At 67.0% G+C, this 12894-nt stretch carries 11 protein-coding genes; 2 read left to right on the forward strand and 9 right to left on the reverse strand.

Annotated elements, in window-relative coordinates; all coding sequences use genetic code 11:
- Positions 1–284 precede the first annotated feature (284 nt).
- Positions 285–1337, reverse strand: coding sequence for a PHB depolymerase family esterase (locus MHY23_RS00005; RefSeq protein ID WP_239305891.1), 1053 nt, complete (start codon positions 1335–1337; stop codon positions 285–287).
- An 85-nt stretch (positions 1338–1422) separates the two neighbouring features.
- Between MHY23_RS00005 and MHY23_RS00010 the strand changes: the two genes are divergently transcribed.
- The gene (locus MHY23_RS00010) at positions 1423–2538 is read left to right on the forward strand and encodes an isochorismate synthase MenF (protein ID WP_239305892.1); all 1116 of its coding nucleotides are present in this window, start codon (positions 1423–1425) and stop codon (positions 2536–2538) included.
- Here the strand turns inward: MHY23_RS00010 and MHY23_RS00015 are convergent, their stop codons facing one another.
- The 8 genes from MHY23_RS00015 to MHY23_RS00050 are packed head-to-tail and all read right to left on the reverse strand — an operon-like array spanning position 2539 to position 11914.
- Positions 2539–3330, reverse strand: a complete 792-nt coding sequence (locus tag MHY23_RS00015; protein ID WP_239305893.1) for a fumarylacetoacetate hydrolase family protein — start codon at positions 3328–3330, stop codon at positions 2539–2541. It abuts the gene before it with no gap.
- Between the two features lie 34 nt (positions 3331–3364).
- Positions 3365–3922 (reverse strand): exonuclease domain-containing protein, encoded by a 558-nt coding sequence (locus MHY23_RS00020; RefSeq protein ID WP_239305894.1) that lies wholly within the window; start codon positions 3920–3922, stop codon positions 3365–3367.
- A 1-nt stretch (position 3923) separates the two neighbouring features.
- Positions 3924–5789, reverse strand: a complete 1866-nt coding sequence (locus MHY23_RS00025; RefSeq protein ID WP_239305895.1) for a DUF294 nucleotidyltransferase-like domain-containing protein — start codon at positions 5787–5789, stop codon at positions 3924–3926.
- Positions 5790–5831: 42 nt separating this feature from the next.
- Positions 5832–7280 carry a cell wall-binding repeat-containing protein gene (locus tag MHY23_RS00030; protein ID WP_239305896.1) on the reverse strand — a complete coding sequence of 483 codons (1449 nt, stop codon included), beginning with the start codon at positions 7278–7280 and terminating at the stop codon, positions 5832–5834.
- A gap of 10 nt (positions 7281–7290) precedes the next feature.
- Positions 7291–8307 carry a 3-isopropylmalate dehydrogenase gene (locus MHY23_RS00035; protein ID WP_239305897.1) on the reverse strand — a complete coding sequence of 339 codons (1017 nt, stop codon included), beginning with the start codon at positions 8305–8307 and terminating at the stop codon, positions 7291–7293.
- 60 nt (positions 8308–8367) lie between these two features.
- Positions 8368–9225 (reverse strand): hypothetical protein, encoded by an 858-nt coding sequence (locus MHY23_RS00040; protein ID WP_239305898.1) that lies wholly within the window; start codon positions 9223–9225, stop codon positions 8368–8370.
- Positions 9226–10995: a DUF262 domain-containing protein gene (locus MHY23_RS00045; RefSeq protein ID WP_239305899.1), complete on the reverse strand. Its 1770-nt coding sequence runs from the start codon at positions 10993–10995 to the stop codon at positions 9226–9228.
- A gap of 22 nt (positions 10996–11017) precedes the next feature.
- On the reverse strand, positions 11018–11914 hold the full coding sequence (locus MHY23_RS00050; RefSeq protein ID WP_239305900.1) for a cation diffusion facilitator family transporter: 897 nt from the start codon (positions 11912–11914) through the stop codon (positions 11018–11020).
- A 270-nt stretch (positions 11915–12184) separates the two neighbouring features.
- Here MHY23_RS00050 and MHY23_RS00055 point away from each other — a divergent pair, with 270 nt between their 5' ends.
- On the forward strand, positions 12185–12823 hold the full coding sequence (locus MHY23_RS00055; RefSeq protein ID WP_239305901.1) for a hypothetical protein: 639 nt from the start codon (positions 12185–12187) through the stop codon (positions 12821–12823).
- Positions 12824–12894 lie beyond the last annotated feature (71 nt).

The raw sequence follows: 12894 nt of genomic DNA on the forward strand, positions 1-12894 counted from the left end.
CGACCGCAGAACCGGCAGAATTACGCGACCGCAGAACCGGCAGAATTACGCGACCGCAGAACCGGCAGAATTACGCGACCGCAGAACCGGCAGAATTACGCGACCGCAGAACCGGCAGAATTACGCGACCGCAGAACCGGCAGAATGGTTTTGTAAAACTCGTCCTAAAACAACGCCTAAAACCCGATACCCCCAGGTTCCTGCCCCCACTGTGGCCGAGTTTTACAAAACCGCGCCTTGACAGGCGCCCCGGGTCACGCCCCGGGAGGCGCTTGGGTGGTGCGCTACTTGGAGTGGCGGGAAAGGAACGCCCACATTTCGTCGGCGGCGGACGGCGAGTACCACCAGTAGTGGTTGGAGCCGTGCACCTGGATCACTTCGACGCCCTTGCGGCAGCCGCGGGCGGAGACGCGGGTTGCGCTGTACAGCGGGGCGCGGTTGAGGCCGGGGCCGCAACCGTTGCGGACGGCGTAGGAGCCGAATAGTTCCGGCACCGGCAGGACGCGCTGGCCGCGTCGGGTGGTGCCGTAGTACGGGGTGAGCGTGTCGTTCATGCCGTGCAGCGCCATGAATGCGATGGGCAAGTTCTGGCAACCCCGGTTCACCGGCGCGTAGTAGGCACCGGACACACCTGCGACGCCGGCGAAAAGGTCCGCCATATGGCAGGCGGAGACTGCTGCCATGCCGCCGCCGGTGGACATGCCGGTGGCGTAGATGCGTCGGCGGTCGATGTTGTAGTAGCGCTGCACGTCATTGATCATGGCGCGCACGTAGGCGATGTCCTGCCCGGGCCGGGTGACGGCGGTCGGTGAGCCTTCCCAGGAAGCGCCGATGGCGCGCGGGTAGACGATGATGGCGTCGCGCCCGACGGAGGATTCGCGCAGGCGGGAGTAGTTGCGGAAGTTCTCGGTGGAATCCTGAAACGCCGAGTACCCCACCATCACCGGGGTCGGGTTGGCCGGGTTGTAGCCTCGCGGCACCCAGATGAGGTAGCTGCGTCCGGCGGCATGGATCTCGCCGTTGGTGCCGTTTGCCACCGGCGCGGGGGCCTGGGGCGCCCACGGCGCGGCGGGCGCTGCAGGCGCAGGCAAAGGGTTGCGCGGGAGCGACGAGCTGCCGGGGATGGTGTCGTTGGCCATCTGGACAAACTTGTTCCATTCGGCGTTCGCGCGGTCTACTGCGTCGGCGGCGGCGCGGTTGGCGTCGTTGACAGCGCGGTTGACCTGCCCGTTGATTTGCGAGGACATGTCTTGGGCCCCTGCCTGCACTGGAGCGATCGCGCTACCTGCGATGAGCAAGGCAGCGAGACCACCTGCAAGGCTTTTCACAATTTTCACACCGGCCACATTAACCCCGCCTTTATGTATCAACAAGCGATACAGACGTGCGTGCACAAATGGGGGTTGGATAAAGTATCGTCACATGCCCACTTCCAGACCCGATAGCGCCCCAGACTTTCTGCTCTCGCGTGGCGACGGCTCCGTGCGCACCCAGGGTGCACTCCGCACCTTCGACGACGCGTGGGAGGCCGCGGACGCGATCGCGCGCGGCGAGGAAGAGATGATTGTCGGCGCACTCCCCTTCGACCATGATTGTCCGGCGGCGCTCACGGTCCCCGAGCACATCATCCGCGAGCCGGGTGCGCTCGAGCCGCACCCGTACTACCGCGTCGGCGAGGGTTCGAAGCTGAGCGCAATGCTTATCGACGTCGACCCGTCCCCGGCTGAGCACCTGCGCCGAGTCGAAGCCGCCATCTCGACGATCCAAAGCTCCGCTCTGGACAAGGTGGTGCTGGCGCGCGCGGTGGACATCGCGTTCGACCCGCCGGTGGATCCCCGCCTCGTCGCGGCAAGACTGATCGACCTGTCGTACACGCACGACGGGTTCATCGCGGACCTCACCCCGTCGGGACGCGACGGGCATTTCCTCGTGGGGTCCTCGCCCGAGGTGCTGGTGCGCCGGCGCGGCAACCGCGTCTGGTCGTTCCCCCTGGCTGGCTCCGCCGCCCGCGTGCCCGGCGACCAGGAAGCAGACCAGGCCGCGGCCAACTCGCTGCGCGATTCTGCGAAAGACTTGGACGAGCACCGTTTCGTGGTCGACCACATCCGGCGCATCCTCGCACCGCTGTGCAGCGAGCTCACTGTCCCGGAACGCCCGCGGCTGGAAAAGACCAGCGAGATGTGGCACCTGGCCACACCGATTGAGGGCGTGCTGAAAGATCCCGCGCCGAGCGCGCTCGACCTCGCGCTGAGCCTGTACCCCACCCCGGCGGTCTGCGGCACCCCGCAGGCGGCGGCGGAAGCGTTGATCACCACCGCGGAATCGGACCGCGGGTTCTACGCCGGCGCGGTGGGCTACACGGACGCCGCCGGCGACGGCGAGTACATGGTGGCGATCCGCTGCGCCGAGGTCAACGGCGACGGCACCCGGGCTCGCGCCTGGGCGGGCGGGGGGCTTACCGCCTACTCGGATCCGCAGGCCGAGCTCGACGAGACCTCGGCCAAGCTGCGCACGATCATGCGCGCGCTCGGCCTGTAGTTACGCCCGTTCGACCGGGTTGCCCAGCTTGCCGATGCCCGGGATTTCCACCTCGATGTAGTCGCCCGGGACCATCTCTGCGGTGCCGGCGGGCGAGCCGGTGGCGATAACGTCGCCAGGCAGCAGCGTGAAGGATTCGGAGACCCACTCCACCATCTCGCCGACAGTCTTGATCATCTGGTTGGAGTTGGAGTCCTGCTTGGTCTCGGTCACGCCGTCGTGGGTGTGGTGCGCCTTGATGGGCAGGTTGGCAAAGTCGAACTTCTCCAGGTCCGTCTCAATCCACGGACCGATCGGGCCGAAGGTGTCGATGCCCTTGGCGCGGGCCCACTGGCCGTCTGCGAACTGCAGGTCCCGCGAGGACACGTCGTTAATGATGGTCACACCGCGGATGACGGACTTCCAGTCTGCAGCCTTGACGTTCTTGCACGGCACGCCGACGACGAGCGCGAGTTCACCTTCAAACTCCACACCGGTGGCGTACTCCGGGATCTTAATGGCGGCGCCCGGACCCACAACTGCCGTGGACGGCTTGATAAAGATCGTCGGCGGCAGGTGCTCTGAGGACTGCTTGAACACCTCCGCGACGTGGTCGGCGTAGTTGCGGCCCACTGCAACCACCTTCGACGGCAGCGTCGGGGCGAGCAGGCGGACGTCCTCAAGCGCGTACTCTCTGCCGGTGTACTCGGGGTCGGTGAACGGGGTGCCAGCGATGGCCTTCGCAGTTGTTCCCTCGTCGTCGATGACGGCGAATGTCATTCCTTCAGGTGTTGCAATTCGTCCAAAACGCATGTGACAGAGCATACAACCAATTGCAAAAGTGGCGTTACCCGGTTAACGCGAGATAGAGCTCGGCGCACGCCACCGCGTCGGTCAACGCGTTGTGATTCGCGTACGCCGGCAGGGTATAACGCTGCCGCACCCTGGGCAAACGCAGGTCCTCGCCGCGCGGGTAGGTGCCCATGCGCTCCATGTGGCGCCGCTCCATCACAAAGGTGTCCACCACCTCACTGTCGTGCAGACGCCACTTACTCCCGCGCACATCCTGGTGCAGCTTGCCCAAAAAACCGGTCTCCATCTGCGCGAAGTGCGCGAGCAACTTGCGCCCCTCAAGCGCCGACAGGAATGCGTCGAGCACCTCTGCGGGCTCCCTGCCCAGCGACGCCACGTCGTCGTCAGTCACCCCGTGCAGGGTGGCGGACTCCCCCACGTCCGCGCCCCGCAGCACGAAGTACTCAGCGCCGGAAAGGTCGATCACCCGGCCGTTCACCGGCACCCACCCCACGGACACCAGCTGCGAGCGCGCGGGCTTAAGCCCCGTGGTTTCGACGTCCACGGCGAGCAGGGCGCCGTCGATAAGCTTCCGCTTCTTCGGTCCGAACACCTCACACCGCCCGAGTCGGGTACGCGGTGGACAGCGCGTTCTGCAGCGACTTGATCACCCCGAACGCGTCGCGCAGCGCCGCACGGTCGCGCTCGGGCAGATACTTCGGGTCGATGCGGTAGTTCGGGGCCTCGCCCGCGCGCACCTGTGCGGCCTGATGCCGCATGGCTAGGTTGGCCAGGTACTCGTAAGCGTCCAGAAGATCCGTCGCCCCCTTCGCGGAAACCGGACCGCCAGCGGCGCCGCGCAGGCGCGCGATGGTGTCCACCTCGTCCACCCCGGCCGCGATGGCGTACAGGCGCGCCATCTGCACCACCGCCGCGGTGCCGCCGCGCTTGATGTCCAGCGTGTGGGCGTATTCGCCGCTGCGCTCGAGCACGAATCCGCGGAAGAAGCCCACCGGCGGCTCGCGGAACGTGGCCAGCGCGGCCAGGTGCGTGTGCAGGCGGCGCGAGCCGTGCGCGGACGCCAGCGCGCCAGAGCGCACCCGCACGGCCATGTCCTGCCAGCCCTCGCCGAAACCGAAGACGGCGCGGAAATCGAAAAACACCTGCGCGTTAAGTAGCGCGTCCGGCTTCGGCGCGGTGACCCAGCCGTGGAACGTGCGGCCCCACTCGCTTTCCGTCATCCGCCACTGCGGCGAAGACGCCATCATCTCGCCCGGGCACAACTCCTGACCGGCGCGGGCGAGCCCCTCGCAGACGAACGCGCTGAGCTCGGCAAAGTACTCGCCGTGCTGGGCGGCGTCGTACGCGTCGGCGAGCACGAGCGCGTTGTCTTGGTCGCTGGCCGGGCCCATCTCCCCGCGCGCCTGCGATCCCACCGCCACAAACGCGAACGGCACAGGCGGGGGCCCAAGCTTCTCGACGGCTAAAGTGCCCAACCTCTTCGCCACCGCATCCGCGATCGAGGTGAGCAACCGCTGCGTCTCGGCCGCAGACGCGCCGCGCTCGAAAAACCGCACCGCGACACGTGCCGCGTCACGGTAGGCGCCCTCCAGCTCATCCAGCGACGCCCGTGCCACGTCCGCCGCCAGGTAGATCGGGTCCGCCTGGAGCTGGCGCATGATGTCCGCGGCGGTGACCACGCCCACCACTTGGTTGTCGCCGGCCACCGGCAGGTGGTGGATGCCCAACTCGCTCATGGTCAGCATCGCCTCAAACACCAGCGCGTTGGGTTGAATGGTGCGCACCGGGCTGGTCATCACATCCGCCACGGGCCTAGACGTGTCCACGCCGCCGGCGACCACGCGCGAGCGCATGTCGGCGTCAGTGATGATGCCGGCGACCTCCTGCCCGTCGGTGATGATCAGGCTGCTGATGCCCTCCTCGCCCATCGTGCGGGCGGCCTCGGCGATGCTCACGTGCTTGCCACGCGTCACCGGTTCCCGCCCGGCGAAGATTTCGCGCAGCGGGGTGCGGAGCACATCGGTGGCGCCGCTGTCGCGCACTTCCTCGGCGGCGGCGCGCACGCGGCGCGAAGCAGTTTGGAAGTACCGCCCCATGTCCGGAAATTGCTCCAGCAGCTGGAGGAACGCCTCGCGCGGGAGCATGAGCAGGATGCTGTCTTCCACCGCCTGCATGAGGTAGGCGGACTCGCGCTCGCCCACCAGCGTGGAGTAGCCGAAGTTCAGGCCGGCCTCGCGCCGGTCCAGCAAGAGGTCGTCCTCGCTGACGACGTCCACCGCGCCGGAGCGGATGACATAGAGCGTGTCGTTGGGCTGGCCCACCTCCACCACGGCCTGGCCGCGGCGGACGTAGGTGATGCCCATCTGGGCGGGCAGGGCGCGGAGGGTGGCCTCGGGCAGCGTCGAGAACGGCTCGTGCTGGGCGAGAAAACCGTAGACCTCTTCAAGCTCCACACTCATGGAGCAAGAATATCGTGGCGCGATGCCCGATACCGGCGGTTTTTACTGGTAGCTGACAAACCACGGACGCGGGTTGACGTCGCGGTAGGTCTGCTCCGGGGTAAACGTCGGGAAATCCTCGTCGAAGAAGTTCTTCCACGCCATGAAGAAGTTCGGGTCCAGGCCCTCGCGCAGCACGTTCCAAGTGTCGAACTTCTGCTCCGGGCCGCCGTGGCCGTCGGCGTGCAGGACCCAGGCGAGCTCCGGCTGGCCGGTGACGATGTTTTCGCGGTCGGGGTACATGGCCACGTTGAACTGGTGCAGGATCATCGCCTTCTGCGGCAGGTTGTTGTCGCGGACGAGCTGGGCGAGCCAATCCGCCACCTCGTTGATCTCGCCCGAAGTTGCGCTGCCGATGCGCGACAGCGGCTCCTCGCCCGGGTTGAGCTTCCACTCGGCGTCCAGCGCGAGACCCACGTTCGGGCGCTTGAGCAGCTCCTCGTAGATCTTGGCCTGCTCGAGGAAGCTGCCCTGGCCCGGCTGCAGGTCGATCACGGCGTAGCCGCCAGCATCCACAATGGCGTCGACGTAGGGGACGAGGTCCTCCATCGGCGTTTCGTTGGAGAAGTTGCCGTCGTCGCCCGGCCCGCCGGAGGCAACGGTGGCGATGATCTCGAAGGCGGGGACGACCGGCTCGTCGCTAAACGGCGTGTAGTCCTCGGCGTACTTCTTGGCCAACTCCACCGAGGCCGCCGGATCCTGCTCCCCCATCACGCCCAGATCAGGCCCGTAGGGGTGGCCGTAGAGCGCCACCATGCGGCGGCCCGGGAACACCAGGCCGCCGCCGCCCGGCAGTTCACCGTTGCCTGCGAGCGCCGCACGAGCCTGGAAGTTCTCGTTGTCGCCCCACTGGCGGCCCAGCGCGAGGGTGTCCTGCTCGGTGACCGTGCGCATGCTGTCCGCCGTGGCGCGCGGGTCCGGTGCCGCCAGCACCTGCACGTCCGCACCGGCCGCACGCGCAGTGGCGACGGAGGCGCGCGAGGACAGCGCGGTGGCGAACACCGGCGGCATGGTCAGCTCACTCGGATTCTTTGCCTCCAGCGCGGCGATGGCTGCGGCATCCCCAGCCGGCTCGGCGGAGGCGACCGCCTCAGCTTCCTCTTCGTCGCCCGGCACGTTGATCACGCGCGTGGCGCCCAGGCGCTCGACTTCAGCGTCGACGGCGGCATCGGCGCCGTCGAGACGCACGAGCATCGGCGCCCCGAGCTTGACCGCAATCGCCGCAGCCTTGAGCTGCTGATCGCGCTCCTTGGCGGAGACCACGACGGTCTCCGAAGATTCGAAGAGGCGCTGCGAGACCTCTGCACCGGTGCCGTCGGCGTCCTGGATCACCTCGTCGCCGTTGGTTTCGAGCGCGGCCGGTGCGCCGATCCCGCCCTCCGTGCTGCTGCAGCTGGTCAGAACCAGTGCGGTTGCGGTCAAAACGGCGGGAATCGTGCGGGTCACATGCATGCGCACAACCCTACTTCAGGGCTGCGGCGATCCTGTCACCTACTTCGGCGGTTCGCACCTTCGCATCTCCGCGCTCCGCCACATCGCGCTCGACGGCGTCCTCGATGCGCGCGGCGTTGTCCTCGTCGCCAAGGAAACGCAGCATCATCGCCACCGACAGGATCATCGCGGTGGGGTCCGCGATGCCCTGGCCGACGATGTCCGGGGCGGAGCCGTGCACCGGCTCGAACATGGAGGGGAACTCCTTGGCGGCGTTGATGTTGCCGGAGCTGGCGAGTCCCACGCCACCGGCGACGGCGCCCGCGAGGTCCGTGAGGATGTCGCCGAAGAGGTTGTCGGTGACGATGACGTCGTAGCGCTGCGGGTCCTGGACCATGTAGATCGTCGCAGCGTCGATGTGGTTGTAGTCCACCTCGACCTCCGGGAACTCGGCCGCGACCTCGTCGACGACGCGCTGCCACAGCCCGCCTGCGTTGACCAGCACGTTGGTCTTGTGCACCAGGGTGAGCTTCTTGTGGCGCGTCATCGCCAGCTCGAACGCGTAGCGCACCACGCGCGAAACACCGTGGTAGGTGTTCTGGGAGACCTCGGAGGCCACCTCGTGCTCGGTGCCCTGCCGCAGGGTGCCTCCGTTGCCGGCGTAGAGCCCCTCGGTGCCCTCGCGCACCACCACGAAGTCGATGTCGCCGGGGTTGGCCAGGGGGCTGACTGACGACGGATACAGCCGCGACGGGCGCAGGTTGACGTAGTGGTCCAGCTTGAAGCGCAGCGGCAGCAGCAGGCCGCGCTCCAGCACGCCGGCCGGAACGCGCTCCGGGTCGCCGATCGCGCCGAGCAGGATGGCGTCGTGGTCCTTGAGCGCGTCCAGGTCCGCATCGGTGAGCAGCTCGCCGTTTCGCAGGTAGCGGCGGGCGCCGAGGTCGAACTCGGTGGTCTCCACGTCATCGCGGACTGTGTGCAGGACTTTGAGGCCTTCCGCCATCACTTCCGGGCCGATGCCGTCGCCTGCGAGTACTGCAATTTTCATATTCTGAAACCTTCTTCTCACATAGTAGAAAACAGCCTCAGACTAACACCTCGCGCGGCGCTAGTACGCCGCTTCCGCCTCCCGGATCTGGCCGGCCAGGTCCTCCGATGTGCCGAACTGGCTGCCCAGCGCCACCAGCGGCCGCTCCGCCAAACCTGCCATGGCGAACAACGTCTGCTCGCTGGCACGTGGGTCAGACAGCGGCACAACAGTCACCTCAGCGCCGTAACTGCGCGCATTTGCGACGGACGGAATCGACGACTCCCAGGTGGCAACCACGCGCGGCGCCATGTTCGCGTCGCGGCGGGATTGAATGGGAAACGGCTCGGGCTTCGCCGCGGGCAGCACCACCGGATCCGCCCATTCCGCCCGCAGCCACGTGGGCTCGCGCTGGTACAGCCCGGAGACCGCCCGCACCGCATCCTGCGGGGTGGAAACCGTGCGCTCCTGGTAGCGCAGCGCCGTCATCTGCCCCAGCGCCCGCAGCCCGCCAGGGTCCCGTCGCACGCTCACTGCGCCTGACGACGGCGCGATGGCCACGTCCCCGACCGTGAGCACGTTGACAGTGTGCATATCCGCGATCATCTGCACGTACTCGGCGTGGCGGGCGGGCTCGTACACCATCATCGGCGCGTTTGTGGTCACCGCGATGGACGCCGCGCGCAGCTGCGCCTCAATGGACGCGTCGCTGAGCACCAGCGTTTCCGAGGACGGGAAAAACAGCTTGGTGGTCTTGATGCCCAGCACATCGTCGACGACTTCCGGTTCTTCCGCGAACAGCTTTCCCACGTGCTTGGACTGGTTCACGCCGCGGGCGCGCTCGAGCGGGCTTAACTGCGCCTCGGGCGCACACGACGCCAGCATCGCGGAGGCGGCGAGCACGGCGGCCGCACCCGCGAGAGTTCTCGTTTTCGCCACTTACGCCTCGCCCGGCTCCCAGTCCCGCTCGGCAGCACGGTCCATGGCGTACTCGATCATGCCCACGAAGCGCTCGCGCCTGTCCCTGACAAAGCCTTCCCAGTCGGAGGCGAGAAGGAGCTCCGGATCCATCTCGTGGCCCGCAAGCATTGCGTCGAACTCGTCGTCTTCCAGCAGGGACTTCGACTGCAGGCGGGGCAGGTAGCGCTTCGGCTCGTTGCGCTCGATAACCACGTCGGTGCGCCGCCCCATCGGGGTGCGGTTGAGCACCGATTCGGCCAGCTCCGGGTCATTATCCAGCGCACCGGTGACCGCCAAGTATTCAGTCGGGAACACCTGCCGGAAGCGGGGCTGCAGCTGCCCCACCGTTTCTGCGGTGAAGGGCTCGGCGGTGCGCCAATCGCGTGCGCCGCGCGCCATGAGCAGCGAGTACAGGCCGCGGTAGACGCCGCTGTCCAGTCCGGCGCTGCGCAGGCGGGACTCGACAAACCGCGCGTCCGCCACTGTGCGGGGCAGCTCGTCGGTGTCGCCGCGCACCCACGGGGTCACCTCTGTCACGTCCAGGCCAATGCGGATGGTGGGCGCATGAGAGCCGTACAGCTCGCCGAACACGCCGCACCAGAACCATCGGTTGAGCCTGTCAGCCGCCTCCTTGTGCTCCAGTGCGCCAGGCTCGTCCGCCAGACGCGCCAGGATCACCGCGAGCGGAATCAGCTGCGCCGGGTAGGGCACCTGATCAGCCGCAACCACACGGCGCTCCTCCAAAAACGCCGCGGCGGCAAGGAAGCCGTCCAGCATCTCGCCTGCGTGGGCCCGGTACTGCTCCAGCGAAATGTCCAGAATATCGCCGCGGTGGCCACGCGCCTGTCCCCTCCTGCTGGTCAGCAGCAGCGACAGCGCGCGCAGGAACTCCACGCGGCCCACGCTGTCCAGCACAGGGTGTTCGCGCAGCTTGCGCTCCGTGTCACGCCAGCGCTCCGCCAGCACGAACGACGGATCCTCGGAAGCGAAGACCGCGGTGAGCAGCTCGAAGACGTCCATCTGCACGCCGGCGGAATTGGCGAACGCGAAGATCTGGCCGACGCCCGCCTGCGTGGTTTCGCGGTCCACGCGGATCACCGGCACGTCGTAAGCCGAGAGCCCCCGCATGACCTGGTTGACAAAGCGTTTAACCGCGCCTCGCAGCTGCTCGTCCTCGGTGTTCGCGGCCATGTCCACGAGCAAGTCGTTGCCCTCCGGCCACAGCAGCATGCTCACCGGGATGACTCCGTTATTTATATAGGCCTCGCGCGAATTCAGGTCGCCGTCGACGCCCGGGCCAAAGTGGGAGCGCACCTGCCCCTGCTCGTCCACTGCGAACAGGGCCTCCACCGGCATCGGGTCCGCGGACGCCGCGGCGCGCACGTCCACCATGAAGCGGCGGCGGATCGGCCGGCCCAGGTAATCCACGGTGCGGACCTCGCCGTCTTTTTTAAATGCCTGGTAGAGCGAGGTCAGGCGCTGCTGGCCGTCCAGAAGCAGAAGCCCGGGAGCCACGCCGTGCACCTCCACACCTTCGAGCGGGCGCGGCTTGAAGCGCTGTTCCGTGTTGCGCGTGTCAAGGGCAAGGAAGGAGCCCACCGGGTAGCCGCGCAGCACCGACGTCACCAGCGTGCGGACTCTGTCGACGTCCCACAGATACTCGCGCTGGAAATCGGGCAGCTGCAGCTCTCCCCGCCCCGCGCGGGAAAACAAGTCCTTGAGTGAGTAGCTCGGCGTGGTGAAACCCATGGCACCAAAGCGTAGTGCAGTTTCAGCACACCTTCTCGTGACCGATGTGCTCGGGCAGCTCAATCTGCACCGTCGCATGCTCTACCCCGAGCTGCGCCAGGGTGACCTGCACCCGGTCCAGCAGCTGGTCCCGGTCCACCCCGGGGGCCGCCACCACGTGCACTGTGGCCAGCACGCTCACCCCGTCCAGCGACCACAGGTGCAGGTCGTGCGTGTCCATCGCCCCTTCGACCTGCCTCAACGCGTGCTCCACCTCGTCTGCGTCGAAGCCTGCCGGCACGTGTTCCAGCATCACGCGGGCGGAACGCACCATCAGCTGCCACGCCCGCGGCAGCACGAGCGCCGCGATGACCAGAGAGGCGACCACATCCGCTCCGGTAAACCCGGTCAGCGAGATCACCGCGCCTGCCGCGAGCACCGCGACCGAGCCGAACATGTCCACCAGCACGTGCAGGTACGCGCCCTGCACGTTAATGGAGCCCTCCCGGTGGCGCGAGAGCACCCACGCCGAGGCCGCATTGGCAAGCAGACCGATCACTGCGATCACCATCATCGGTGCCGTCTCCACCGGCTGCGGGTCGCGCAGTCTGCGCACCGCCTCCACCACGATCCAGACGGAGATGCTCAACACCGCCACCGCGTTAATCAGGGCGGCGAGCACTTCCACACGCCGGTTGCCATAGGTGGCGGTCGCGGATGCTGCCTTTTGGCCGACGATGATGGCGATGAGGGAGATGATCAACCCCGCGGCGTCGGAAAGCATGTGCATCGCGTCCGCGAGCAACGCCATCGATCCAGAGAGCAACCCGCCGACAACCTCCGCGACAAACACCGTGCCGGTGATCGCGAGCGCGGCGGCCAGCGCCCGCAGCGGTGTGCCGTGGGCGGGGCCGTGGTCGTGGTGTGCGTGATCGTGCATCGTCGGTTCCCTTCGCATTGCCTATCGACGACCTACGGTATACGCCGTTTCCCTTAATGACAACTAAATGAAAACCGTTCCTTGACGCCACCACTACCCCGCCAGCGCAGGGGAAACGCCGCAGACTTTGAGACGTGTAGCACACATCCCATCACGCCGCTTGCGAAAGTTTTGTTACAGTGGGCGATCGTTCACCGTGGATGCTGGCGTAGCCCTGCGTCCAACGGAGACGTTATGCCAGCACTTGTGTTAGCACGAAAGGAATTTACAATGAACAACCCTATCGACCCGAAGCGTAACCCGAAGGACTTTGCCAAGAACGCTAAGGACTTCGGCGAGGACAAGATCCACGACGCCCAGGACAAGCTCCACGGCGCTAAGGAGTTCGGCCAGGACAAGCTGAACGACCTTCGCGGCCGCGGCGATGTCGACGGCGTCAAGGAAGTTAAGGACGCTAACGTCGACCGCTCCAACGTCGAGCGCGTCAATGTGGACCGCACCAACGTCGAGCCGGAGAAGGACGTCCGCGTTGAGCGCACCACCACCGAGCGCACCGCTACCACCCCGGCTCGTTCCACCTCCGGTTCCACCGCGGTGACCGAAGAGGGCAACACCGGCAGCGGCTGGTGGAAGTGGCTGCTCGGCGCGCTGGTCGCCCTGCTGCTGCTGTGGCTGCTGTGGTCCCTGTTCTCCGGCGACAACGGCGAGGGTGAGACCGTCACCTCCACCACCACCGCCGCAACCGAGGTCATCTCCGAGACCACCACCCTTGACGGCGCTGAGGAGTCCGCCGCAACTGGCGCTGCCGATGCCGCAGACGAGACGGTCACCGAGACCAACATCGTCGACGAGATCACCGAGACCCTGGCACCGGAGGGCGCTCCGGAGGGTGCTGCAGCGACCAACTAGTCGTTCGCACAACTCACCCCGCGTCTCCCGCAATCGGGAGTGCGGGGTTTTCTCATGCGGGACTGCTGCGG

Source organism: Corynebacterium sp. ACRQP (assembly GCF_022345915.1).
Classification (GTDB): domain Bacteria; phylum Actinomycetota; class Actinomycetes; order Mycobacteriales; family Mycobacteriaceae; genus Corynebacterium; species Corynebacterium lehmanniae.

Excerpts from the sequence above, each read along its gene's own strand:
- MHY23_RS00055 (WP_239305901.1), top strand. The coding sequence starts at position 12,185 with ATGAACAACCCTATCGACCCGAAGCGTAACCCGAAGGACTTTGCCAAG.
- MHY23_RS00025 (WP_239305895.1), bottom strand. The coding sequence starts at position 5,789 with ATGAGTGTGGAGCTTGAAGAGGTCTACGGTTTTCTCGCCCAGCACGAG.
- MHY23_RS00045 (WP_239305899.1), bottom strand. The coding sequence starts at position 10,995 with ATGGGTTTCACCACGCCGAGCTACTCACTCAAGGACTTGTTTTCCCGC.
- MHY23_RS00050 (WP_239305900.1), bottom strand. The coding sequence starts at position 11,914 with ATGCACGATCACGCACACCACGACCACGGCCCCGCCCACGGCACACCG.
- MHY23_RS00030 (WP_239305896.1), bottom strand. The coding sequence starts at position 7,280 with ATGCATGTGACCCGCACGATTCCCGCCGTTTTGACCGCAACCGCACTG.
- MHY23_RS00035 (WP_239305897.1), bottom strand. The coding sequence starts at position 8,307 with ATGAAAATTGCAGTACTCGCAGGCGACGGCATCGGCCCGGAAGTGATG.
- MHY23_RS00015 (WP_239305893.1), bottom strand. The coding sequence starts at position 3,330 with ATGCGTTTTGGACGAATTGCAACACCTGAAGGAATGACATTCGCCGTC.
- MHY23_RS00010 (WP_239305892.1), top strand. The coding sequence starts at position 1,423 with ATGCCCACTTCCAGACCCGATAGCGCCCCAGACTTTCTGCTCTCGCGT.